This window comes from Arthrobacter sp. SLBN-112 (genome assembly GCF_006715225.1).
GTDB lineage: Bacteria > Actinomycetota > Actinomycetes > Actinomycetales > Micrococcaceae > Arthrobacter.
In genome coordinates this window covers 3698851-3721647 of sequence record NZ_VFMU01000001.1, presented here as the reverse complement: position 1 = coordinate 3721647, position 22797 = coordinate 3698851, and the positions used below count along the sequence as shown (strand labels likewise).

The 22797-nt window shown below is 66.5% G+C and carries 18 protein-coding genes and 2 tRNA genes; 16 read left to right on the top strand and 4 right to left on the bottom strand.

Annotation, left to right across the window (positions count from 1 at the left end):
* The first annotated feature begins 55 nt into the window (after positions 1-55).
* Both gltX and FBY33_RS17125 read left to right on the top strand, forming a co-directional pair.
* Positions 56-1570, top strand: coding sequence for a glutamate--tRNA ligase (gltX, locus tag FBY33_RS17130; protein WP_142031566.1), 1515 nt, complete (start codon positions 56-58; stop codon positions 1568-1570).
* On the top strand, positions 1570-2310 hold the full coding sequence (locus FBY33_RS17125) for an HAD family hydrolase (RefSeq protein WP_142031565.1): 741 nt from the start codon (positions 1570-1572) through the stop codon (positions 2308-2310). Before gltX ends, FBY33_RS17125 begins: the two co-directional genes overlap by 1 nt.
* Before the next feature lie 80 nt (positions 2311-2390).
* Here FBY33_RS17125 and FBY33_RS17120 read toward each other — a convergent pair whose 3' ends face one another.
* The gene (locus FBY33_RS17120; protein WP_235010603.1) at positions 2391-4007 is read right to left on the bottom strand and encodes a hypothetical protein; all 1617 of its coding nucleotides are present in this window, start codon (positions 4005-4007) and stop codon (positions 2391-2393) included.
* Between the two features lie 300 nt (positions 4008-4307).
* Here FBY33_RS17120 and FBY33_RS17115 point away from each other — a divergent pair.
* The 4 genes from FBY33_RS17115 to FBY33_RS17100 all read left to right on the top strand — a co-directional run bounded on the left by FBY33_RS17115 (position 4308) and on the right by FBY33_RS17100 (position 8153).
* Positions 4308-4379, top strand: a tRNA-Gln gene (locus FBY33_RS17115).
* A gap of 128 nt (positions 4380-4507) precedes the next feature.
* Positions 4508-4583, top strand: a tRNA-Glu gene (locus tag FBY33_RS17110).
* Positions 4584-4773: 190 nt separating this feature from the next.
* A complete protein-coding gene (locus FBY33_RS17105) occupies positions 4774-6540 on the top strand; it encodes a dynamin family protein (protein WP_442858337.1) in 1767 nt (588 codons plus the stop codon).
* Positions 6537-8153 (top strand): GTPase, encoded by a 1617-nt coding sequence (locus tag FBY33_RS17100; protein ID WP_142031563.1) that lies wholly within the window; start codon positions 6537-6539, stop codon positions 8151-8153. Before FBY33_RS17105 ends, FBY33_RS17100 begins: the two co-directional genes overlap by 4 nt.
* A 25-nt stretch (positions 8154-8178) precedes the next feature.
* Here the strand turns inward: FBY33_RS17100 and FBY33_RS17095 are convergent, their stop codons facing one another.
* Both FBY33_RS17095 and FBY33_RS17090 read right to left on the bottom strand, forming a co-directional pair.
* The gene (locus FBY33_RS17095) at positions 8179-8724 is read right to left on the bottom strand and encodes a DUF1697 domain-containing protein (RefSeq protein WP_142031562.1); all 546 of its coding nucleotides are present in this window, start codon (positions 8722-8724) and stop codon (positions 8179-8181) included.
* 61 nt (positions 8725-8785) lie between these two features.
* Entirely contained in the window at positions 8786-9505 is a 720-nt protein-coding gene (locus FBY33_RS17090; RefSeq protein ID WP_009356552.1) for an IclR family transcriptional regulator, read from the bottom strand.
* A gap of 113 nt (positions 9506-9618) precedes the next feature.
* Here FBY33_RS17090 and leuC point away from each other — a divergent pair, with 113 nt between their 5' ends.
* From leuC to FBY33_RS17060, 6 genes are all read left to right on the top strand, one after another.
* Positions 9619-11073: a 3-isopropylmalate dehydratase large subunit gene (leuC, locus tag FBY33_RS17085; RefSeq protein ID WP_142031561.1), complete on the top strand. Its 1455-nt coding sequence runs from the start codon at positions 9619-9621 to the stop codon at positions 11071-11073.
* Between the two features lie 9 nt (positions 11074-11082).
* Positions 11083-11685, top strand: a complete 603-nt coding sequence (gene leuD, locus FBY33_RS17080) for a 3-isopropylmalate dehydratase small subunit (RefSeq protein ID WP_142031560.1) — start codon at positions 11083-11085, stop codon at positions 11683-11685.
* Positions 11686-11842: 157 nt separating this feature from the next.
* On the top strand, positions 11843-13168 hold the full coding sequence (gene murA, locus FBY33_RS17075) for a UDP-N-acetylglucosamine 1-carboxyvinyltransferase (protein WP_142031559.1): 1326 nt from the start codon (positions 11843-11845) through the stop codon (positions 13166-13168).
* Between the two features lie 9 nt (positions 13169-13177).
* Complete coding sequence (locus FBY33_RS17070) at positions 13178-13948, top strand: lysophospholipid acyltransferase family protein (protein WP_142031558.1); 771 nt, start codon at positions 13178-13180, stop codon at positions 13946-13948.
* Complete coding sequence (locus FBY33_RS17065) at positions 13945-14994, top strand: NAD(P)H-dependent glycerol-3-phosphate dehydrogenase (RefSeq protein WP_142031557.1); 1050 nt, start codon at positions 13945-13947, stop codon at positions 14992-14994. Before FBY33_RS17070 ends, FBY33_RS17065 begins: the two co-directional genes overlap by 4 nt.
* A gap of 2 nt (positions 14995-14996) precedes the next feature.
* A complete protein-coding gene (locus FBY33_RS17060; protein WP_142031556.1) occupies positions 14997-16145 on the top strand; it encodes a D-alanine--D-alanine ligase family protein in 1149 nt (382 codons plus the stop codon).
* Positions 16146-16387: 242 nt separating this feature from the next.
* Here the strand turns inward: FBY33_RS17060 and FBY33_RS17055 are convergent, their stop codons facing one another.
* A complete protein-coding gene (locus tag FBY33_RS17055) occupies positions 16388-16858 on the bottom strand; it encodes a DUF3515 domain-containing protein (protein WP_235010602.1) in 471 nt (156 codons plus the stop codon).
* A 192-nt stretch (positions 16859-17050) separates the two neighbouring features.
* Here FBY33_RS17055 and FBY33_RS17050 point away from each other — a divergent pair, with 192 nt between their 5' ends.
* From FBY33_RS17050 to FBY33_RS17035, 4 genes are all read left to right on the top strand, one after another.
* Positions 17051-18403 carry a hypothetical protein gene (locus FBY33_RS17050; RefSeq protein ID WP_142031554.1) on the top strand — a complete coding sequence of 451 codons (1353 nt, stop codon included), beginning with the start codon at positions 17051-17053 and terminating at the stop codon, positions 18401-18403.
* A gap of 165 nt (positions 18404-18568) precedes the next feature.
* The gene (gene thiL / locus FBY33_RS17045) at positions 18569-19519 is read left to right on the top strand and encodes a thiamine-phosphate kinase (protein WP_142032998.1); all 951 of its coding nucleotides are present in this window, start codon (positions 18569-18571) and stop codon (positions 19517-19519) included.
* Between the two features lie 22 nt (positions 19520-19541).
* A complete protein-coding gene (locus FBY33_RS17040) occupies positions 19542-20528 on the top strand; it encodes a DAK2 domain-containing protein (protein WP_142033000.1) in 987 nt (328 codons plus the stop codon).
* The gene (locus FBY33_RS17035) at positions 20518-22788 is read left to right on the top strand and encodes an ATP-dependent DNA helicase RecG (RefSeq protein ID WP_142031553.1); all 2271 of its coding nucleotides are present in this window, start codon (positions 20518-20520) and stop codon (positions 22786-22788) included. Before FBY33_RS17040 ends, FBY33_RS17035 begins: the two co-directional genes overlap by 11 nt.
* The last annotated feature ends 9 nt before the right edge of the window (positions 22789-22797 follow it).

Here is a 22797-nt window from a genome sequence, read left to right as displayed (position 1 = left end):
CCTGTCCGTCCGGCGGAGGGCTGGGCCCGGCCAGGCGGGTAAAGTTGAAGCCACTATGACTATCGCTTCTTCGTCACCTGCCGCAGCCATCCCCCCCGTTACCGCCGAGACGCCCGTCCGGGTCCGTTTCTGCCCCTCGCCCACGGGCACCCCGCACGTTGGACTGATCCGGACGGCCTTGTTCAACTGGGCTTACGCGCGCCACACCAAGGGCACGCTGGTCTTCCGCATCGAGGACACGGATGCGGCGCGGGACAGTGAGGAAAGCTACCACCAGTTGCTGGACGCGCTGAAGTGGCTGGGCATCGACTGGGACGAAGGCGTGGAAGTGGGCGGCCCGCACGAGCCATACCGGCAGTCCCAGCGCGGCGACATCTACCAGGACGTCATCAAGCGGCTGCATGACGGCGGGTTCATCTACGAGTCCTTCTCCACCCCGGAGGAGATCGAGGCACGGCACCGTGCGGCCGGCCGGGACCCGAAGCTTGGCTACGACGGCTTTGACCGGCACCTGACGGAGGAGCAACTGGCACAGTACCGGGCCGAGGGCCGGCAGGCTGTCCTCCGCCTCCGGATGCCGGACGAGGACATCACGTTTACCGACCTGGTCCGCGGCGACATCACGTTCAAGGCCGGTTCCGTCCCTGACTTCGCTGTGGTGCGGGCCAACGGCGCTCCCCTGTACACGCTGGTCAACCCGGTGGACGACGCGCTGATGGGCATCACCCACGTGCTGCGCGGTGAGGACCTCCTCAGCTCCACGCCGCGCCAGATCGCGCTGTACCGGGCGCTGTACGCCATCGGCGTCGCCGAGTACATGCCGGAGTTCGGCCACCTGCCCTACGTCATGGGCCAGGGCAACAAGAAGCTTTCCAAGCGCGACCCCGAGTCCAGCCTGTTCCTGCACCGTGAGCGGGGCTTCATCCCGGAGGGGCTGCTGAACTACCTGTCCCTGCTGGGCTGGTCCCTCAGCGCGGACGAGGACATCTTTACCGTGGAGCAGCTCGTGGAGCACTTCGACATCCACGACGTCCTGGGCAACCCCGCCCGCTTCGACCTGAAGAAGGCCGAGGCCATCAACGGCACGCACGTCCGGATGCTCGAGCCCAAGGTGTTCCGCGACCGCGTGGCGCACTACCTGCGCGAAGCGGGCTTGGTGGGGGAGATCCTGACCGACCGGGAGGAAGAGATCCTCACCGAGGCCGCGCCCCTGATCCAGGAGCGCATCACGCTCCTGGGCGAAGCCCCGGACATGCTGGCGTTCCTGTTCAAGGCCGATGACGCCATCGACGTTGCCGACGACGCACGCAAGGGCCTGCCCGCCAACCTTCCCGAGGTCCTTGATGCCGCCATCGCCGCCCTGGAACCGGTGGCCGAGTGGACGCCGGAAAACATCCAGGCTGCACTCAAGCAGGCCCTGGTTGAGGACATGGGCATCAAACCGCGGCTGGCCTTCGGCCCCGTGCGCACGGCTGTCTCCGGCCGCCGTGTTTCGCCGCCGCTGTTTGAATCCATGGTGATCCTGGGCAAGGAGTCGTCCCTGCGCCGGCTCCGCGCCTTCCGCGGCTGATGACAGCGCCCAGCGAAGCGGCGCGCGCCGGCATCCTCAAGACACCATTTGGAAGTGTCCGCGGCGTCCTGTTCGACATTGACGACACCCTGGTGGACCTCGAGTATTCAATGACCACCGCGCTGCGCGAGGTCAGCGAACACCTCCTGCCCGGCCTGGACCAGGCCGGCTGGGAGCGGTTCGGGCGCATCTTCACCCACGAAACCACCCACTTCTACGACCGCTACCTGGCCGGCGAGCTGACGTTCAACGAACAACGCCTGCTCCGTGGCCGGGCCGCGCTGGGGCACTTCGGGGTTGAACTGGACGAGGGCGAGGAATCGCACCGGTGGCTGACGGCCTACTCGGAAAAGCAGCCCGCGTACGTGAAGCCGTTCCCCGATGTGCTGCCCCTCCTGGACGTCCTGGACAATGCCGGCGTGCCGTACGGGGCCGTCAGCAACAACGTCCACGACTACCAGCGCGCCAAGCTCGACGGCGCCGGGCTGGAGCGCGTCACGCACCTGGTGGGCACCGACACCCTTGGCGTGGCCAAGCCCGATCCGGCCATGTACCTCGAGGGCGTCCGGCTCCTTGGCACGTCCCCCGGTGAAACGCTCTACGTGGGTGATAACCGGCTGCTGGATGCGGAGGGCTCGACGGCGGCGGGGCTGGTGGGCGTTTGGCTCAACCGCATGGGTGAGGTTGTGGAGGGCTTCCAGGGCAGCATGGTGGCTTCCCTGGAGGAACTGCTGCAATAACGGGACCAACTGTTCCAATAACCGCCGGGACCGCCGCCTGTGTTGCAGGCTGCGGTGCCGGCGGCTTTGCTTTTTTGCTGTCAGGCGGCCCGCATCCCCACGGCGCGCCGGCGCAGCAGCAGGTAAGCCGCGACCGCGCCGGCCACCAGGATTGCGATCAGCAGCAGCGCGATCGCCGGGTTGTCCAGCCACGACGACGGCGACACGGCCGCCACCTTCGTATGGAGCTCCTGGGTGCCGGCAGCTATTCTTGCGTTGCCGTCCGCCAGCTTGCCCGCGCCCTCCGCGATTTTGCCCGAGCCGTCGTCAAGCTTGCCGTTGCCATCAGCCAGTTGGCCGGTTCCTTCGGCGAGCCGGGCGGAGCCCGTTTCCAGCTGCCCCGTCCCACTGCTGAGCCTGACGGTGCCGTCGGAGAGGGCTTCCGTGCCCGCCAGCAGGCCAGGGTTTTCCGGATCTCCGTTGCCGTTGATTCCCGCGCTGAGCCTGGTGGTGCCGTCCTGGAGGTTGTTGGCGGCGTAAATCAGGCCGGGACGCTCGGGGTCGCCCGGCACGCCGTCCATTCCCACCCGGATCTTCGCGGTGCCCTCGGCCAGCATGGAAGTACCCAGCACCACACCCGGGTTCTGCGGATCCGTCGCATTGAGCTTTTCCGCCAACGTGGCGAATCCTGCCGTCAACCGCCCGGCGCCGCTGTTCAATTCGCCGGCTCCCGTGTTCAGCTTGGCGGTCCCGGCCTTCAGTTGCCCTGCACCGTCGTTCAGGGCCACGGCCCCGTCGTTCACTTTTGCCGCACCGGCGTCAAGCTGGACAGCGCCGGCATAGGCCCTCCGGCCGCCGTCGGCCAATTTGGCGATCTGGTCCCTGATCACCGCAAGCGGCACCAGGCTCTGGGGCCCGTTCGCGGCCGCTTCGAGCTGGTCCAGTCCCTGGCTGAGCGCGGCGAGCCCGTCACCTCGTGCGGGATCGTTCCCCGCACCCGGGTAACCCTTCAGCTGGCCTGCTCCGGCTGCAAGCTGTCTGGTGCCATCCTTCAACGCTGCAGTCCCGTTGCTGAGGGTAGTGGCGCCTGCATCCAGTTGCCCGGCACCCCCAGCGAGTTGACCCGTGCCTGCAGCCAGCTGGCCCGCGCCGTCAGCAAGGTTGTTCGGTGCGTTCCCGGAAGCCGTTGGGGTCAGGGCCGCGGAAAGGGCCACCGCGCCGGACTGAAGCTTCCGTGCGCCGTCGTCCACTTGATAGACGCCCGGGACGAGTTTGTTCAGGACGTCATTCTGCAGCTTGGTGGTGCCGGCATGCAGCTTGTCCACGCCGGGCGCCAACTGGTCACGGACCCCCGAGAAGATCCTGCCGGCTCCCGACTGCAGGGCAGCGGCCCCGGCATTCAATTCGCTGCTGCCGTCCTTGACCTTGATCGACCCCTCCTTCACCTGCGATGCGCCTTGGTTCGCGGCGCCGGCTCCTGCAGCCAGCTGGCCCGAGCCGTCTTTGAGCTGGTTGGCCCCTGCCGCGGCTTGCTCCGCGCCGTCCATCAGCTGGGCGGCGCCATGGGAGATCTGGCCCGTGAGGTAGGTGTAAAAGGCCAGGAACAGAATCAGCAGCAGGGACAGAGCCACGATGGCAATGGACTGGGAGTGGGACTGGGACCGGGGTTTGGGCTTGGCTGTTGCGATGGTTTCTGTACGGGTCGTCAACGCTGACACTTCCTAACTGTCCGCCGGGCGACGCTGCCCGGTGGCGTAAACCGTGGTTGTCTGGCCTTCGGCAAATCCTCGTGGGTGTCCGGAGGAACGGAAGGGGAGGTTGTTACTGATGGGTAACTTACTTGAGAGTAACCAGACAAGGGAAGTGTGGGCAAGGGTTTGGAGGAGGAAGTCCAAGGTGCCCGGAGCGCTCGCGTTGACCCCGATTTGTGCGAGCCGAAAGTCTCGGGTAAAGTAATTTCTCGTGCTGAGGCGCACGGAGCAGGGAAAAGCCCCTGAAAACCGGCCCGAAAGTGCCATTGGGATATGGTGTAATTGGCAACACTACGGTTTCTGGTACCGTCATTCTAGGTTCGAGTCCTGGTATCCCAGCTCTGGATTGAAGGCTTTTAGAGCCGCAAAACAGGCGGTTTCAGGTCGGTTCACCGATTTGAAACCACGGCAAAGTGTGTGAAATACTCACTGAGCTTGAGCAGCGGAGACGCTGACAGGAAGTACGCGGCCCCATCGTATAGCGGCCTAGTACGCCGCCCTCTCACGGCGGTAACGCGGGTTCGAATCCCGCTGGGGTCACCATCAAAATGGTCCCGGGCAACAGCCCGGGGCCATTTTTGTTTTTTGCAGCCGGAGGGTCCTGGACCTTCCCCGTCGAACGGACAAAACCCCTTATCGTTCCGCGGGGAGTTGTCCTTCAGCGGGGGAGGGTCCTGCTGGGCCGACGCGCCGTGGCAGTCCCGGGGCAACCTTGAACTGGCATGATGTTGCTGTGACCTCCCAAGACGAGCACGGCCGCCCCGCCCCGCCGGTGCCGCACGCGATGGCGGCGGTAACCCTGCTGGAAGAAATCCGCAGCAGCCTGGACGACGTTGCGCTGCCGCTGGCCCTGCCGGGGGCAGACCAGGCACGCCGCGACACGTCAGCCGCCAGGGGGCAGTTGGACGACTACATCCTCCCGCGGTACCGCAGCCTGGACGCACCCTTGCTCGCCGTCGTCGGAGGCTCCACGGGCGCCGGCAAATCCACCCTGGTGAACGCTCTCGTGGGACACCCGGTCACGCGTGCCGGTGCCATCCGCCCCACCACCCGCCAGCCCATCCTGCTGCACAACCCCACAGAGGGAACGTGGTTCGACGGCCAGCGGGTCCTGCCTGGACTGACCCGGATCCGCGGCACCCTCGCCGGCAGCCCCGTGGCAGCCGGCGCCATGCCGGAGCCACGGGAGGCCTCCTCGCTGGTGTTGCTGGCCGATCCGGCGGTTCCGGCCGGAATAGCCCTCCTCGACGCTCCTGACGTCGACTCCATTTCAGACCAGAACCGCCTGCTCGCCGGGCAGCTGCTGGCCGCCGCGGACCTCTGGGTGTTCGTCACCACAGCCAACCGGTATGCGGATGCCGTTCCCTGGAAGCTGCTCCTGGACGCCGCCGCGCGTGACATCACGGTGGCGGTGGTGCTGGACCGGGTTCCCCCTGGCGCCGAGGAGGAGGTGAGCCAGGACCTCCGGGGCCTGCTCGACCGGGAGGGCCTCGCCGGAAGCCGGCTGTTCATCATCGCCGAGACCGTCCTGGACCCGCACGGCATGCTCCCGGCCCGGGCTGTCGCCGAGCTCCGGGACTGGCTCGGTTCCCTGGCCGCCGATGCTGCCGGCCGGGCCGAGGTGGCACGCCGTACTCTGAACGGGACCGTCCGCGCCCTGGCCCTCAGGATTCCGGACATCGCCGGCGCCGTCCGGGCGCAGGAGCTGGCCGCCATACGGCTCGAGGCCGACGCCGTGGCAGCGTATGAAGATGCGGCCACCCGGATCCTTGACGCCACCCGCGACGGAGCACTCCTGCGGGGCGAAGTGCTGGCCCGGTGGCAGGATTTCGTGGGCACCGGCGAATTCTTCCGCGCAGTTGAGCAGAATGTGGGCCGGTTCCGGGACCGGCTGGGAGCCTTCTTCCGCGGTGAATCGGCACCTGCCGTCCGCGTTGAAGCCGCCATCGAAACCGGCCTCCAGGCAGTCATCGTGGACGAGGCGGCCAATGCGGCGGAGGACACCGACCAGCGGTGGCGGTCAAACCCTGCCGGCCGGCAGCTGCTGGGTCCGGACGACCTCTCCGGGACAGCGCCCGGGTTCCCCGAACGGGCCGCAGCGGAAATCAGGGCATGGCAGGAAGCCCTCATGGAGCTCATCCGGACCGAAGGCCAGGGAAAGCGGACCCAGGCACGGTGGCTGTCGTTTGGCATCAACGGCCTCGGGGCGGCGCTGATGATCGTGGTGTTCTCCACGACCGCCGGCCTGACCGGACTGGAGATCGGCGTGGCGGGCGGTACCGCCGTCGTGGGCCAGCGGCTGCTGGAAGCGGTCTTCGGCGAGGACGCCGTGCGACGCATGGCCGATAAAGCCCGCGAGGACCTGGCTGTGCGCTGCCGGAACCTGCTGGCGGATGAACAACGGCGATTCCTGCAGCGGCTGCCCGAGGGGAATCCCGCCCTGGCGCAACATCTTGCTGCCCAGGCCGGGGAGCTCGCCCGGCTGGCGGAGGCCGCATGAGCCGCCACAGCGGGGCGCGGGATTCCTCGCGGCTTGATGCCCGGCTCCAGGCGCTCCAGGACGCCCGGGAGCTGGGGGAGGGGGTCCTGCCGGACCAGGCACTGCAGGAAGCATCCGAGGTCCTGGAACGCGCAAGTTCCCGCCGTTCATTGTCCGGCGACCACACCGTGGTGGGGTTTTTCGGGGCGACCGGCAGCGGCAAGTCCTCGCTCTTCAACGCGGTCAGTGGCGCGGAGATTGCGACGGCGGCCGCCCGGCGTCCGACGACATCGGAACCTCTGGCGGGTGTTTGGGGAGCGGCAGGCAGTGAAGCCCTCCTCGACTGGCTGGAGGTGGGAAACCGGCATCACGCCGCACCGGTGGACGGTTTCGCCGATGAACAGACGGGGCTGATCCTGCTCGATCTTCCGGACTTCGACTCCACCCACGCCGCCAACCGTGAGATCGTGCAGCGGATGGTGGGCATGGTGGACGTGCTCGTCTGGGTTCTGGACCCGCAAAAATATGCCGATGCCGCCGTCCACAACGGGTTCCTGGCGCCGCATGCCTCGCACGGGGCGGTGACCCTTGTGGTGCTGAACCAGGTGGACCGGCTGCCCGAACGTGACGTCCGGCCGGTGCTCGACTCGCTGCACGCAATCCTTGCAGGTGAAGGACTGGGGCAGGTCCGCGTCCTCTCGTCATCGGCAGTGACGGGGGCCGGGATTGGGGAAGTGCGTGCGGCGATCCGCAAGGTGGCTGTCCAGCGGCAGGCCCAGTCCCGGCGGCTGGAGGCGGACATCACCAAGGCTGCGGAGGACCTGCGGGGCGCGGCCGGCGACGGTGAGGCGGCAGGCGTCCGGAACGCTGCCAGGGCCCGGCTCGCCGAGGAGCTGGCCGTGGCAGCGAACGTGCCTGCCGTGGTGCGGGCCGTGGGGCAGTCCTACCGGCTGGAGTCAGTCCGGCGCACCGGCTGGCCGGTGACCCGCTGGCTTTCCAGGTTCCGTGCAGACCCTCTGCGCCGGCTCAATCTCCGCAGGGATTTCCCTGCCGGCCTGAACAGGACCTCGCTGCCGCCCGCGGGCGCACCGGAGCGGGCCCGGACGGATGCTGCCGTCAGGGACTTTGCGGATACAGCCAGCGAGGGAGCGCCGGGCCCCTGGCGGGCAGCGATCCGGGGAGCTGCCAGGGCCGGCCGGGAACGGCTGCCCGATGCGCTGGACCAGGCCATCGCGGGAACAGATCTCGGGGCCAACCGCAAGGCGTGGTGGTGGGGTGCGTTCAACGTGGTGCAGTGGCTGGCGCTGCTGACGGTGCTGGGCGGCCTGGGCTGGCTTGGTGTCCTGGCCGGACTGGCCTACCTGCAGCTGCCGGTGCCGGAGGTGCCACGCGTGGAAGGCTGGCCGGTACCCACCCTGATGATCGTCTTCGGCCTGGTGCTGGGGATCTTCCTGGCCATCACCGGCCGTTTCATCGCGGCCGGAGCTGCCCGGGCGCGGTCAGCAAGGGCACGACGCCGGCTCAACAGTGCCGTCGCAGCCGCGGCGGAGGAGCTGGTGGTGGCGCACGTGGAGGAGGAGATTGCCAGGCTGGCAGCCTTCAACAAGGCGCTGCAGAAAGCAGGGCGGTCGTAGGTCTGTTGCCTGCTCTCGCGTTTACCTAGCCGGCGGCGAGGGCGGCTGCGGCATCGCTGACCTTGATCAGGGTGCGCAGGTTGCGGGTGGTGGTTGCAGCCTTGAACTTGGTTTTCGCGCTGATCTTGCTGAAAGGGCTGTCCAGGGTTCCGCCCGCGGGGGCCAGCCAGGCCAGCGCCTCCGGCCCCAGCCGCCGCTGCTCCTGGCTCTCAAGGGCCGACCCAGCGGCCTCCAGTTCATCGAGGACCGACGTGTCCGAGGATAAGGTGATGTAGGTGTGGGTGGACCTGTCGTCTTCCGGATAGGGGCAGTCATTCACAAGCTGGGCCACCCGCGCAGCCTCCAAAACCACAACCCACGCTTCATAGCCGAAGGCGGCACGGAGGCACTTTTCGCACTCCTGTTTAACGGCTGCGGCATCCAAGTTGCTGCTGAGCACCACGTTCCCACTGGCCAGCAGGGTCTTTGTGTCCGTGAAGCCGCAGGTCTTCAGGGCGTCCCGCAGGTCCGCCATTTTGATATTGATTCCGCCAACGTTGATGCCGCGGAGGAACACCGCATAGCTTCCCATGGGCACAGCCTAACGGCCGAGGGCCCGTTGGGACCGGAACGGCCTGGCCGGTGTTCCTGCCCTAGTCGTTGTTCTTGCGCAGGGCCTCGGTGAGGATGCGCCCGGCATTGCAGACCACTTCCGCGTGCAGGCGCCCCGGCTGGCGGGTCAGCCGCTCGATGGGGCCGGAAATGGAGACGGCGGCGATCACCCTGCCGGACGGTCCCCGCACCGGTGCCGAAACGGAGGCGACCCCCGGCTCGCGCTCGCCCAGGCTCTGTCCCCAGCCCCGGCGTCGTACTCCTGCCAGGACGGTGGGCGTGAAACGGGCGGACTGCAGGCCCTCAAGGAGCCGGTCGTGGTCCTCCCAGGCGAGCAGGACCTGCGCGGCGGAGCCGGCCTTCATGGACAATTGGGTGCCGACGGGAATGGTGTCGCGCAGGCCGATGGGGCGCTCGGCGGATGCGACACAGACGCGCCAGTCACCCTGCCTGCGGAAGATCTGGGCACTTTCGCCGGTGGCGTCACGCAGCTGCATCAGCACAGGGCCCGCGGAGGCGATCAGGCGGTCCTCGCCGGCGGCGGAGGCGAGTTCAACAAGCCTGCTGCCCAGCACGAACCGGCCCTGGATGTCGCGGCTGACCAGCCGGTGGTGGACCAGGGCCAAGGCGAGGCGGTGGACAGTGGGCCGGGCCAGGCCGGTAGCGGCCACCAGCTGCGCCAGCGTGGTGGGGCCGGCCTCCAGGGCATCAAGCACCTGGGCCGCTTTATCAATGACACCGACTCCACTAGAATTGTCCATGTAATGATATTGCCGTCTCAATATCTGAGATGCAAATCTTTCGGCTGGCGCAGTGCGGAGCCGTCCTGATTCAGTTGGACTAATCAGCCAAACAGCAGTGAAGGGAGATGGCCATGGCAAAGACATTGGCCGAGAAAGTCTGGGACGCACATGTGGTGCGCAAAGGTGACGGCGATGGTGCCAACGCCCAGCCAGACCTTCTGTACATCGACCTTCACCTGGTTCATGAGGTCACCTCACCGCAGGCCTTCGAAGGCCTGCGACTGGCCGGCCGCAAGCTGCGCCGGCCCGACCTGACCATTGCCACCGAGGACCACAACACCCCCACGCTGGACATCGACAAGCCAATCGCCGACCTGACCAGCCGCACCCAGATCCAGACCCTGCGCAACAACTGCGCGGAGTTCGGCGTCCGGCTGCACAGCCTGGGCGATGCGGAACAGGGCATCGTCCACGTGGTGGGCCCGCAGCTGGGCCTCACCCAGCCCGGCATGACGGTGGTCTGCGGCGACTCGCACACCTCCACCCATGGCGCCTTCGGTGCCCTGGCCATGGGCATCGGAACCTCTGAGGTGGAGCACGTCATGGCCACCCAGACCCTGTCGCTGAAGCCGTTCAAGACCATGGCCATCAACGTCGAGGGAACACTGCGCCCCGGCGTGACCGCCAAGGACATCATCCTCGCCGTGATTGCCAAGATCGGCACCGGCGGCGGCCAGGGCTACGTCCTGGAGTACCGCGGCTCGGCCATCCGTGCCCTGTCCATGGACGCCCGGATGACCATCTGCAACATGTCCATCGAGGCCGGCGCCCGCGCCGGAATGGTGGCCCCGGACGAGACCACCTACGAATTCATGAAGGGTCGCCCGCATGCCCCCCAGGGTGCGGAGTGGGATGCCGCCGTCGAGTACTGGAACACCCTGCGTACCGACGACGACGCCACCTTCGACGTCCAGGTTGACCTGGACGCCAACACGCTGGAGCCATTTGTCACCTGGGGCACCAACCCCGGCCAGGGCGTGTCCCTGTCCGAGACCGTTCCGTCGCCCGAGGACTTCGGCGACGAGAACGCCAAGGCAGCTGCGGAACGCGCCCTGCAGTACATGGGACTCGAAGCCGGCACGCCCATGAAGGACATCCGGGTGGACACGGTCTTCCTGGGTTCCTGCACCAACTCCAGGATGGAAGACCTGAGGGCCGCTGCGGACATCATTCGCGGACGCCAAAAGGACCCCAACATCCGGATGCTGGTGGTGCCGGGCTCCGCACGCGTCCGCCTGGAAGCCGAGGCCGAGGGCCTGGACAAGGTCTTCAAGGACTTCGGGGCCGAATGGCGTTTCGCGGGCTGCTCGATGTGCCTGGGCATGAACCCGGACCAGCTGGAGGTAGGGGAGCGTTGTGCTTCCACCTCCAACCGCAACTTCGAAGGACGCCAAGGCAAGGGCGGGCGCACCCACCTGGTCTCACCAGTGGTGGCAGCAGCCACGGCAGTGCGCGGCACGCTCAGCTCGCCGTCGGACCTTGACCCCGCTCCCGAACCCGCCGCCATCCGCATCGACGCAGCCTAGGACAGCACTATGGAAAAGTTCACCAAGCACACCGGCATCGGCGTCCCGCTGCGCCAGAGCAACGTCGACACCGACCAGATCATCCCCGCGGTTTACCTGAAGCGCATTACCCGGACCGGCTTCGAGGACGCGCTGTTCTCCGCCTGGCGCAAGGACCCCTCCTTCATCCTCAACCAGGAGCCCTTCAACGCCGGGTCGGTCCTGGTTGCCGGCCCCGATTTCGGTACCGGCTCCTCCCGGGAACACGCAGTGTGGGCCCTGAAGGACTACGGCTTCAAGGCTGTGCTGTCCTCCCGCTTCGCCGACATCTTCCGCGGCAACTCGGGCAAGCAGGGGCTCCTGGCCGCCCAGGTGGCCCAGGACGACATTGAGCTCATCTGGAAGGAACTTGAGAACGCGCCGGGAACCCAGGTCACGGTGGATCTCGAGTCCAAGACCGTGGTCTGTGGCAACATCGTCGCGCCGTTCGAGATCGACGACTACACGCGGTGGCGGCTCCTGGAAGGCCTGGACGACATCGGGCTGACCCTCCAGCACGAAGCCGACATCACCACCTACGAAGCCACCCGGCCGGCCTTCAAGCCGAAGACCCTGCCGGCAAAGCTTTCCTGACCCTGCGTCACCGCCCCGGCGGCGTGGCGGGCCCGCGCAGCTCCCGCCACGCCCCGCCGCCGGTGCCCCCTTATTTCGGTTCGGTAACGCGACCTCCTATGCTTGGTTGGAGCCTTTGCAAGGTTTTGGGGGCTAGTGATCGTGAGGAAACCGGTATATGAGTAGTGTTCTGACAATCCGCGGCGGTGTCCCGCTTACAGGCCGCGTCAGCGTCCGTGGGGCAAAGAATCTTGTCCCCAAGGCCATGGTGGCGGCGTTGCTGGGCAACGAACCCTCGGTGTTGCGGAACGTGCCGGAAATCAAGGACGTGGAGGTAGTCACCTCCCTGCTGCAGCTGCATGGCGTGACCGTGGAGAAAGACCCGGTCAACGGTGACCTCACCCTCGATCCCAAGGCCGCAAAGACGGCGCCGAGCACCGCGATCGATGCCCATGCCGGTGACTCCCGGATTCCCATCCTGCTGTGCGGGCCCTTGATCCACGCGATCGGTGAAGCCTTCATCCCGGACCTGGGCGGCTGCAAGATCGGCGACCGTCCCATCGACTACCACCTGGATGTCCTGCGCCAGTTCGGCGCCGTCGTGGAGAAGCGCCCCGGCGGGATCCACATCTCGGCCCCCAAGGGCCTGCACGGGGCCAAGATCTCGCTGCCGTACCCGTCCGTGGGTGCCACCGAGCAGGTCCTGCTGAGCGCCACCCGCGCCGAAGGCATCACCGAGCTTTCGGGTGCCGCCACCGAACCGGAAATCATCGACCTCATCGCCGTGCTGCAGAAGATGGGCGCCATCATCAGCGTGCAGACCGACCGCACCATCCGCATCGAGGGCGTCCGCGACCTCGGCGGCTACAACCACCGTGCGCTGTCGGACCGCAACGAATCGGCGTCCTGGGCTTCGGCCGCACTGGTGACCCGCGGCGACATCTTCGTTGAAGGCGCCTCCCAGCGGGACATGATGACGTTCCTGAACACCTACCGCAAGGTGGGCGGTGGAATGGACATCGGCGAGGACGGCATCCGGTTCTACCACAAGGGCGGAAAGCTGAACCCCCTGGTCCTGGAGACCGATGTCCACCCCGGCTTCATGACTGACTGGCAGCAGCCACTCGTTGTGGCGCTGACCCAGGCCGAGGGCGTATCCATCGTCCACGAGACCGTATACGAAAACCGTTTCGGCTTCACCGACGCGCTCATCCGCATGGGCGCCAGCATCCAGGTGCACCGCGAGTGCCTGGGCAGCGTGCCCTGCCGCTTCGGCCAGCGCAACTTCCTGCACTCAGCCGTGATTTCCGGTCCCACCCAGCTCAAGGGAACCGACATCGACGTTCCGGACCTCCGCGGCGGATTCAGCCACCTGATTGCCGCCCTGGCCGCCACCGGAACCTCGCGCGTCACCGGCATCGACATCATCAACCGGGGCTACGAACGGTTCACGGAAAAGCTCGCCGGCCTGGGTGCCGATTTCGACATCACCACTGCGAAGTAGCGCGGGACCGTGAAGGAATCGGCCAAGAGCAGGGTTACTTTTGCCATCGTCGCCGGGATCGTCCGGCCGGTGATGAATCTGCTGATGAACAAGAAGTGGGAAGGCCTGGAGAAGCTGCCGGCCGGCGGCTTTATCGCTGCGCCGAACCACTGCACCGAGATCGACCCGCTGGTGATCGGGCACATGCTCTACAACCAGCAGCGCATGCCGCGGTTTCTGGCCAAGGGCAGCCTGTTCAAGGTCCCGGTCCTTCGCTCGGTGCTGCGCAACACCAAGCAGATTCCGGTGGAACGTTCGACGGCGGGCGCCAACCGTTCACTGCAGGTCGCCAAGGAAGTCGTGGACGAAGGCGGCGCCATCATCATTTATCCTGAGGGAACGCTGACACGGGACCCGGACCTGTGGCCCATGAAGGGCCACACCGGCGCGGCCCGGATGGCGCTGGAGAGTGGTATCCCGGTGGTCCCGATGGCCCATTGGGGAGCGCACGAGGTCTTCCCTCGTTACGCCAAACGGTTCCACGTGTTTCCCCGGAAGACCTCGCGCGTGCTCGTGGGGGATCCGGTGGACCTCAGCGCCTTCGCCGGGCGGCCGCTGGACCGGGCGACGCTGGCCGAAGCGACGAATGTGATCATGGACGCCATCACCGGTCTCCTTGCCGGCCTTCGCGGTGAGCAGCCTCCCGCCCAACGCTGGGACCCTGCAGCGCATAACCAAACCAAGCATGGACGGTTCGTTGAACGCGGACAGCAGCCGGGATCCGGAACGGAAGCTCCGTGACCGCTGACGCGAGGCCGGGGGCGGCCCGTACCGTTGCCGTCCTGGGAGCGGGATCGTGGGGGACGACCTTTGCGAAGGTCCTGGCCGACGCTGCCCTTGCCACCGGCGCGCCGCGTGCCATCAGGCTGTGGGGCAGGCGCGCTGAAGTGGTGGAGGAGATCAACAGCAGCCACCGCAACAGCGACTACCTCAAGGACATTGTCCTGCCGGAAAGCATCACTGCTTCCACGGACGTCCGCGCGGTCCTGGCAGGCGCCGAGCTCGTGGTTGTGGCTGTTCCGGCCCAGTCCCTCCGCCCGCAGCTGCGGGAATGGAAGGACATGATTGCACCCGGAGCTGTTGTGGTCTCCCTGATGAAGGGCCTGGAACTGGGCACGGATGCCCGGATGAGCGAGGTCATTGGGCAGGAGCTGGACCTGCCGCTGGAACGCATTGCGGTTGTCTCCGGACCCAACCTCGCCATGGAAATCGCACGGCAGGAACCCACGGCATCGGTGGTGGCGTGTACGGACTCCGCCACTGCCGGCTGGCTCGCAAGGACCTGCACCGCTCCCTACTTCCGGCCCTACACCACGTCCGATGTGGTCGGCGTCGAAATCGGCGGCATCGTCAAGAACGTGATCGCGCTGGCAGTGGGCATCTGTGAGGGCAAGCAGATGGGGGACAACACCAAGGCATCGGTGATTACCCGCGGACTCGCCGAAACGTCCCGCCTCGCCCTGGCACTGGGCGGCGAAGCCAAGACCATGGCCGGCCTCGCCGGGCTGGGCGACCTCGTGGCAACCTGCTCGTCCGCGCTGTCCCGGAACCACACCGCCGGGAGGCTGCTGGGCCAGGGCCTGACCCTGGAGGAGGTGGGCCGAAAGATGACCCAGACCGCCGAAGGCATCAAATCCGGCCAGGCCGTCCATGAACTCGCCGGCAAGCTCGGCGTCGAAATGCCCATCACTGCCGCCGTCGTCGCGGTACTGGCAGGCAAGCTGTCCGTTGACCAACTGGGGCCTGTTCTGCTGTCCCGGGAATTGAAACCTGAAGGCGATTACTGACCATGTCCCACGACACACCCACCACAGCTGAAACGGCCAACGCCAGGAAACCGCGGGTAGCAGTGCTTTTCGGCGGCCGCTCCAGCGAGCACGCCGTCAGCTGCGTCACCGCAGCAGGCGTGCTGGGCGCGATCAACAAGGACAAGTACGAGGTGATCCCCATCGGGATCGCCAAGACCGGCCAGTGGGTTCTCGCCCCGGCCGACACCGCACAGTGGTCCCTCGCGGCATCATCGCTCCCTGAAGTCGTGCCCTCGCCGCAGACAGTCACCCTGGCCGAGATCGGCGGTGAGCAGCAGCTGATCGTGGCGGCGCCCAATGAAGTTCCCCAGGAACTGGGCGCCGTCGACGTCGTCTTTCCGCTGCTGCACGGACCCTTCGGTGAGGACGGCACCATCCAGGGCCTCCTTGAGCTTTCCGACACCCGCTACGTTGGCGCCGGAGTGCTTGCATCCGCCGTCGGCATGGACAAGCACTACATGAAGGTGGTCTTCGAGGCCGCAGGGCTCCGCGTGGGACCCTACGTGGCCGTCACCGACAGGCAGTGGCGCAGGGACCCCGAAGCTGTCCGGAAGCAAGTGGACCGCCTGGGGTTCCCCGTCTTCGTCAAGCCGGCCCGTGCAGGCTCGTCGATGGGCATCTCCAAGGTTGACTCCCTGGAGGACCTGGACGCCGCCATCGAAGAAGCGCGCCGGCATGACCTGAAGCTGGTGATCGAAGCCGGAATTGTGGGCCGCGAAATCGAATGCGCAGTCCTGGAAGGCAGGGGCACCGATGCGCCGCGGACTTCAATGCCGGGCGAAATCTCCGTGGCCGGAGGAACCCACGAGTTCTACGACTTCAACGCCAAGTATGTCGAGGATGATGCCGCCTCCCTGAGCTGCCCGGCAGACATCCCTGCAGAAGCCATCGCCCGGGTCCGTGAACTCGCTGCCGCCGCCTTCGACGCGGTGGGTGCCGAGGGCCTGAGCCGCGTGGACTTCTTCTACACGCCCGAGGGCGAACTGATCATCAACGAGATCAACACCATGCCCGGCTTCACACCCAAGAGCATGTACCCGCAAATGTGGGCAGCATCCGGACTGGGCTATGCCGACCTGATCGATGAGCTCATCCACCTGGCACTGAACCGCAGGACCGGCCTCCGCTAGTCCCCGCCGGCTCCCTAACCTTGCTTCGCTTCGTCCAGGGGACCCTGCCGGCGTGGGCCCACCCGCCGGCTCCCTAACCTCGCTTCGCTTCGTCCAGGGGACCCTGCCGGCGTGGGCCCACCCGCCGGCTCCCTAACCTCGCTTCGCTTCGTCCAGGGGACCCTGCCGGCGTGGGCCCACCCGCCGGCTCCCTAACCTCGCTTCGCTTCGGCCAGGGGACCCTGCCGGCGTGGGCCACTGGCCTACTGACTCTTGGGCAGGTTCTGCAGGTCTTCCTGGCCCACGCAGTTCCGTGCCGACGGTACCTTTTCCGCCGCTGCTGACAGGTCCGCGAGTACTGTGGCGGAGCTGATCTTGTCCGGGTCCATCAGGATTTCCGTGGCGGGTTCCCGCCCGTAGGTGGTCAACGTCCACACGGGGTCGCCTTCCTTGATGACCCAGTCGACGCCGTTGACGGTGACGCAGCGGTCTGTCGTGGGCCCCGGCACGTTGACGCCGCAGCGGAGGATGACCAGCGATGGGTCGCCCCAGGCGGCCGTGGCCTGGCTGTTGGTCTTACGCAGTTTCGAATCCCCGATGACGTCCGGCAGTGCCACCATCATCGGCGCGCACAGGGGATTGGCGGCGTCCTTGGCCGCGGTGACGTCCACGGCCGGAGAGCAGGCGGTCAACACGGCTCCCCCGAGGACGGCGGCCAGGAGTGTTCCGAACATGCGAACAGGCGGATGAAAGGGGGGAGGATAGCGCATCCGTTAAGCCTAGCGTCGGTGGCAGCACCGCTCTGCCCGCGGTGTCCAATCCGCTCCTGCCATTCTCCACAACAAACTCCGGGTCCGGGCATCGCCGGTCTCCTGTCGGGCGCCGGCGCCAGGGGACTATATGCTGGTGTCCCGATGAGTAAAACTATGAATGCTGATTCCGCCCGGGCTGCACCTGTGGGGTTGCGCCTCCCGAAACAGCAGATATTGAACGTCGTCGGACTGGTCGCCGTGGTAACTGTCCTGAGCTACGCAGCTTGGCTCCGCTTACCCGAAGTAACCCGTGCAACCATTTGGGCTGAGGACGGTCATATCTTCCTTAGGGAAACCGCGACTATTGGTCCCTGGCGCAGCATCGGCGAGCCTTATGCCGGGTATTTGCACACAATTCCGCGCTTTATATCCGCCATTTCCTACGTCATTGCGCCGCTGGAGTCATATGCCATCCTGATGTCATTCTTGACTTGCGTTGTCGTCGCCGGTATTTCCGTTGCGGTTTTTCGCCTGTCGGCTGCCCTCTTCGAAAGCCGCGCCGCACGGTTGATGCTGGCCCTGATTCCGGTATTCCTGCCGGTCGGCCCCTTGGAAGTGTCCGGTAATGCCGCGAACCTCCACTGGTACATCTTGTGGCTGGTTCCGTGGCTGCTTATCTATGAGCCGTCCCGCTGGCACACGCGTGCCCTTATCGCTCTGGTCGCCTTTGCTGCGGCGACCACCGAAATCATTTCGGGGATATTCCTTCCCCTGGCATTGTGGGCAATCTTCCGGCGCAAGAACTATGCCGGCGCCCTGGGGCTCATCGCCGGGTTGTTTTGCCAGCTTCTGGCGACAGCGACCAAGCCGCGTTACACCGCTGTTCCGCAAGTTGACGGTATTGACCCCTTGTCGGTTTTCTATGGGTTTGGATTGCAGGTTATTTCCTCGCTATGGGAGACCAACCCCAAGACCCTGGCCCTTTACATAGTAAATTTCGGGGCTTATCCGATTGTTATTCCCGCTTTAGCTGTCACGTGCCTGGTGCTCTACATTCTCATTATGGGCAACGTAAAATGGAAGTTTGTCGCTGCCTATTCCCTGGGTGCGGCTGTTCTCGCTTGGAGTGCGGCAGTGGTGCTGAACATCTCTCCGGAACTGGATTTTGCCAGCTTCACAAAAGACGACTGGCTGAACCGCTTCGCTTTATTTCGTTACGCTGCCGCTCCATCCATGTTCCTGTTGATCTTGATTCCCGCTGCTTGGGCTGTCGCCAGGGAGCGCGCTAAAACCAAGCCGCCTAAGGAGTCTCTGTGGCCGCCCGTGCTGCTGCTTATTTTCTTGTCGATCAATTATTTTCCGGCGATGCCAACGCGACAGTCCGGGCCAGTGTGGGCGGACGGCGTGGCTGTGGCCCGCGAACAGTGCGCTGCGGACGTTCGGCTGAACGAGGTCTCGATAGCCCTTGCGCCCGCGACTTGGTATGCAGCCTTGCCCTGTCCGGTCATTCTGGGGCACAGCCGCTGATACCACGGGTTTTTGCAGGACGGGACGCTTGGGCTCGCCGGGCGGTGCTGTCGAATCTGAGTTTTAGCGTTAAAAGTGTCAGGATTTAGCGTGCCCCCACAGTCTCTCGCAGTTGGCGCCCTCTCTGAAGCCGAGCTGCTGGACCGGATCTTTCCGCGCCTTCAGATGGCGGACGGCCACACCTCGAGCACGCTGCTGGGGCCCGGCGATGACGCCGCCGTGATCGCGGCCCCGGACGGCAGGACCGTCATCAGCATCGATACCCAGGTCCAGGACCAGGATTTCCGCCTCCTGTGGCCCAACGGCTACCACACCACCGGATTCGATGTCGGGTGGAAGGCAGCTGCACAGAACCTCAGCGACATCAACGCCATGGGCGCACACGCAACCTCCATGGTGGTCAGCCTCACCCTTCCCGTTGACACGCCCGTTAGCTGGGTGGAGGACCTGGCGGACGGACTGACAGCCGGAATCCGCGAACTTGGGGCCACCCAATGTTCGGTGGCCGGGGGAGACCTGGGCCGGGGCCGGGAAATTTCGGTGACCGTGGCGGTGCTGGGAACGCTCGACGGCGGGCGTCCCGTCCTCCGGTCCGGCGCCCGCCCGGGGGATACTTTGGCGCTGGCGGGAACAATGGGGCACGCCGCGGCGGGCCTGGCCCTGCTCGAATCGGACATCGCCGTGGATACCCTCACCCCGGCGGAGCGCGCCTTTGTGGACCTGCAGTGCCGGCCGCGTCCGCCGCTGCAGGCCGGGCCGGCGGCGCGGGCGGCAGGTGCCACGGCAATGCTGGACATTTCGGACGGACTCCAGCGGGACGGCAAGCGGCTGGCCGCCGCCAGCAATGTCGCGGTTGCCCTCGACCAGAAGAGGATGACCCAACTGGCGGATCTCCTGGCCCCGGCCGCGGCCCGGCTGGGCGTCGACGGCGCCGCCTGGGTGCTCGGCGGGGGAGAGGACCACGGGCTGCTGGCCACATTCCCGGCCGGTGTTCAGCTGCCACCCGGATTCACTGCGATAGGCTCGATACATGCACTCGGTACCGATGAAGGCCCGGGCGTCCTGACAGCGGGCCGGGCCGCGGACAACGGGGGATGGGATCACTTTGCACACTAAGGTTGCCGCCAACGCGCTGGCGATGAAGAGGTGGCTGGGCAAGGCTGAAACTGCCCTGGGAAACCACAGCGACCGGCTCAACGCCATCAACATCTTCCCGGTGGCTGATGGCGATACCGGCACCAATCTTTACCTCACCGTCCGTGCTGCCGCCCGTTCCCTGGTTCCTGCAGACGGGCAGCCGGCCCCGGTCGATGTCGGGGAAGTCCTCGCCACCGCCGGGCAGGCCGCCATGGAGGAAGCAAGGGGAAACTCCGGAACTCTCTTTTCCGTGTTTCTTTGTGCCGCGGCAGAGCCTTTGGCCGGCCATACCCGGTTGACGTCCACGCTCCTGTCGGCTGCACTGAACCGCGCCCAGATCCGCGCATGGTCCGCACTGAGTGACCCGGTTCCGGGCACCATGCTGTCGGTCATGGAGGCGGCGGCCCGTGCGGCAGCCGCCGTCGACGCCGCCCAGGACGGCGATGACAGCAACCATGCGCTGGGCCTCGCCTTGGACGCCGCAGTGGAGGGCGCGCTGGCCGCCGTGATCCACACCGAGGAACAGCTTGATGCCCTTCAGTCCGCCCACGTGGTCGATGCAGGCGGCGTGGGGATGCTGCTGATCCTCGACTGCCTCCGCTCCGCCGTCCTGGGCGAAGAACTGCAGAGCGAACTCCTCGACGGCCTGCACGGCTACGACGTCTCCGACCCCCACATCCACACCTCCATGCCGGACGATGACGGCGTGGAAGTCATGTGCACCATCAGCCTTTCGCCCCTGAACGCCGCCACGCTCCGGCTGCGGCTGGACGAGATCGGTGAGTCCGTCATCATGAGCCAGGTGGGCGGCGGTGCGGATCCGGAAGGCAACTACCGGTGGCGCGTGCACGTGCATGTTCCGGACCCCGACCCGGCCGTGGAGATCATCCGGTCCCTGGGTGAGCCGTCCCAGATCAGCATCAGCGAGCTGGCGCTTCCGCGGGACCCGGATGTGGAAAAGGTGAACACCGGCGGGCATGAGCGCTGAGCTGGACCTGGCCCTGGAGCGCCGGATTGGAAAGCGTTCCGCCGCCGTCATCGAGAAACACCTCGGCATCACCACTGTCGAGGGCCTCCTGAACTACTTCCCCCGGCGTTACCTTATGCGGGGTGAGCTGACGCCCATCGGCGGGCTCCCACTCAATGAGGAGGTCACCCTCATTGCGCGGGTGCTGTCCAGCAGCACCCGGCACATGCAGGCACGGCGGGGGACGATCACCGACGTCATCGTTTCCGACGACGACGGGCAGCAGGGGCTCCGGCTGGTGGGGGGCACGGACTACCGCGGCAAAGTGCCAGGAACCCTCAAAATCAGCTTCTTCAACGGCTACAAGGCAAAAGCTGAACTCCTGCAGGGACGGCGGGCCCTGTTCTCCGGAAAGGTCACCAGCTTCAAGGGCCAACTGGGCCTCACCAACCCGGACTTCCAGCTCCTGGACGATGACCCCTTCGTCCAGGGCAGCGGTGATCCGGAGAAACTCGCCGCGATGCCCATCCCGGTCTATCCGGCCACAGCAAAGCTTCCCAGCTGGCGGATCCAGAAGGTGATCAACACCCTGCTCGAGACCGCGGACCTGGGCTCGCTGCCGGACCCGGTTCCGCCCGCAGTCGCCGCGAGGGAAGCGTTCCTGCCCATGGCTGATGCCTACAGGCTCATCCATGCGCCCGAAACAGCCGCCGACTGGAAACGCGCACGGGACCGGTTCCGGTACCAGGAAGCCCTGGTGCTGCAATCCGCCCTGGCCAGGCGGCGCGCCCAGCTCGCCGCCGAGGAAGCCACCGCCCGGCGCCCTGTCGGCGACGGTATCCTGGCTGCCTTCGACCAAAACCTGCCCTTCACGCTCACGGCCGGCCAGGCCGCCGTCGGCAACACCCTAGCGGCGGAACTGGCGCAAGCTGCCCCCATGAACCGGCTGCTGCAGGGCGAAGTGGGCTCCGGGAAGACCGTGGTGGCGCTGCGGGCCATGCTGCAGGTCATCGACGCCGGAGGGCAGGCTGCCCTCCTGGCGCCCACCGAAGTGCTCGCCGCCCAGCACTACGACTCCATCCGCCGCACCCTGGGCGTGCTCTCGAGCGACGGACTGCTGGGCGGGCTGGCCGGGGGAGACGGGCCGTCCGTGCAGGTCACGCTCCTGACCGGATCCATGTCCACGGCGGCACGGAAACAGGCAATGCTTGACGCGGCCTCGGGGACGGCGGGAATCATCATCGGCACCCATGCCCTGCTCAGCGACAACGTTTCCTTCTACGACCTCGGCCTGATCGTGGTGGACGAACAGCACCGCTTCGGCGTGGAACAGCGCGACGCCCTGCGGGCCAAGGCACGGAAGCCGCCGCACCTCCTGGTCATGACCGCCACGCCCATTCCCCGCACCGTGGCGATGACGGTGTTCGGCGACCTCGAGACCTCCACCCTCGATGAACTGCCGAAGGGACGAGCCCCGATCACGACCCACCTCGTGGGCCTTGCGGAAAATCCCGCCTGGGCGGCCCGGATCTGGGCGCGTGCCAGGGAAGAGATCGACGCCGGCCACCAGGTGTACGTGGTCTGCCCCAAGATCGGAACAGACGACGACGGCGACTTCAGCCCGGGGGAGGCGGCACCTTCCGGCGTGGAAGGGGAGGAGGCGCGGGAGCTCGCGTCGGTCACCGCCGTCGTGGACCATCTGCTCTCCGAACCCTCGCTGGCAGGGGTTCCGCTGGCTCCCCTGCATGGGCGCCAGGACCCGGAGCTGAAGACGGAGACCATGGCCGGGTTCACCGCCAACCGGATCAAGCTGCTCGTCTCCACCACGGTGATCGAGGTGGGGGTGGACGTCCATAACGCCACCCTGATGGTCATCCTCGACGCCGACAGGTTCGGTATTTCCCAGCTGCACCAGCTCCGCGGCCGCGTGGGCCGCGGCGGCCTGCCGGGAACCTGCCTGCTGGTCACCGCCCTGGAAGCCGGCCACCCAAGCCGGCGGCGGCTGGATGCCGTGGCCGCCACCACCGACGGTTTTGTCCTCTCCCAGGAGGACCTCAAGCTGCGGCGCGAGGGCGATATCCTGGGCGCTTCCCAATCCGGCGGACGGTCCACGTTGAAACTGCTGCGGGTCCTCGAACACGAAGACGTGATTGCCCGGGCCAGGGAAGACGCACAGGCAATCGTTGCCGGCGACCCCTTGCTGTCCGGCTGCCCGGAACTGGCCGATGCCATCGAGAAGTACCTCAACCCTGAGAAGGAGGCGTTCCTTGAACGCGGTTAGCAACAGAAG